This is a genomic window from Streptomyces sp. NPDC006208 (assembly GCF_040613775.1).
In the GTDB taxonomy this organism is placed as follows: domain Bacteria; phylum Actinomycetota; class Actinomycetes; order Streptomycetales; family Streptomycetaceae; genus Streptomyces.
The window spans coordinates 1-1425 of sequence record NZ_JBEXSW010000137.1 but is presented as its reverse complement, the minus strand read 5'-3'; the positions used below and the strand labels follow the sequence as shown (position 1 = coordinate 1425).

2 protein-coding genes are annotated in these 1425 nt (G+C 66.2%); both read left to right on the top strand.

The window, feature by feature from the left end; translation table 11 throughout:
• Window positions 1–71: 71 nt before the first annotated feature.
• Window positions 72–422: a hypothetical protein gene (locus ABZ208_RS39065; protein ID WP_356914192.1), complete on the top strand. Its 351-nt coding sequence runs from the start codon at window positions 72–74 to the stop codon at window positions 420–422.
• 53 nt (window positions 423–475) lie between these two features.
• Window positions 476–1407, top strand: a protein-coding gene (locus ABZ208_RS39060) for an IS5 family transposase (RefSeq protein WP_356914193.1) whose coding sequence is annotated in 2 segments (ribosomal slippage) — window positions 476–808 and window positions 811–1407 — 930 coding nt in all. Because the reading frame shifts where the segments join, the coding sequence is not laid out codon by codon here.
• The last annotated feature ends 18 nt before the right edge of the window (window positions 1408–1425 follow it).

Genomic DNA, 1425 nt, shown 5'->3' with positions numbered 1-1425 from the left:
CTAGGACTTGTCCGGTCGATCATGTGCGGAGCAGGAGTGGATCTATCCTGAGCGCCTAGGGAGGGGGTGCTGTGGAGCGGGATGTTCAGCTGGTACGGGACTTGGTGGCGGCCTCGCCGGGCTTCGAGGACCTATTTGGCGCGCACGTCTTCAACGAGCACGGTGTCCTGTCTCACGTGTTCTTCTGGGACGTCGTTCAGGAGACCGTCGCGTCGTTCCTCGGAGGGGATGAGACGGACTGGCGCGTCACGCTGCGGTTCCTGGAAGAACAGCTTCGACTCGACATCCCCGAAGTGACCGAGGTGATTGTCACCTCGTTCCTCTTCAGTCTGCCGTGGCCGGACCAGCCCGGATACGGCCTTGTCAACCACCTTGGTCCCACCATGAGCGCGCGGTTCGCCGTGATCCGACCTGCCGGTTAGGACCTGTCTGGTCGCGCTGGTGACCACTGCGGTTCCAGCCCGTTGATATGAGCATGGGGCGGGGTGACCTGAGTGATGCCGAGTGGGAACGGCTGCGGCCGTTCCTGCCGGTCAGTAACAGGCGTTGTGGCCGGTGGCGGGATCACCGGCAGGTGATCGACGGGATTCTGCATCGGGTGCGGACCGGCGTGCAGTGGCGTGACCTGCCGGAACGGTTCGGGCCATGGAAGACGGTCTATGAACGGCATCGCCTGTGGTCGGCCGACGGGACGTGGGAGCGTCTGCTCCAGCAGGTCCAGGCCGCGGCCGATGCCGCAGGCGAGATCGACTGGGACGTATCGGTCGACTCCACGATCGTTCGTGCGCATCAGCATGCGGCGGGTGCCCGCACCGACCCGCCGCCGGCACCCGCTTCAAAGGGGGCCGAAGGGCCAGAACATCAGGACGAAACGCCGTGGCAGAGCCTGCACGCCCTCCTGGTGGAGGTGGTGCTGGAGGTGAGGGCCTGGGCCGCTCGCGCGGCGGGTTCTCCACCAAGATCCACCTGAGCGCGGACGGCCGCTGCCGCCCTCTGTCTTTGATCGTCACACCAGGTCAGCGAGCGGACTGCACCCAGTTCAAACCGGTGTTGGAGAAGATCCGCGTCCCAACGAACGGGCCGGGCAGGCCCCGCAAGAAGCCCGACAGCGTCGCCGCCGACAAGGCATACAGCAACGGGCCCTGTCGTGAATACCTGCGGTGCAGGGGCATCCGGCACACGATCCCGGAGAAGGCCGACAGCCAGGCCGCCCGCCTACGCAAGGGCTCACGTGGCGGGCGGCCACCCGGCTTCGACGAAGAACGGTACAAGAAACGCAACACCATCGAGCGCGCCATCAACCGGCTCAAGCAGCACCGGGCGGTAGCCACCCGCTACGACAAGCGCCGCTACGTCTACCTGGGCACCGCCACCGCCGCAGCCCTCACCATCTGGCTCCGCACATGATCGGCCGGACAAGTCCTA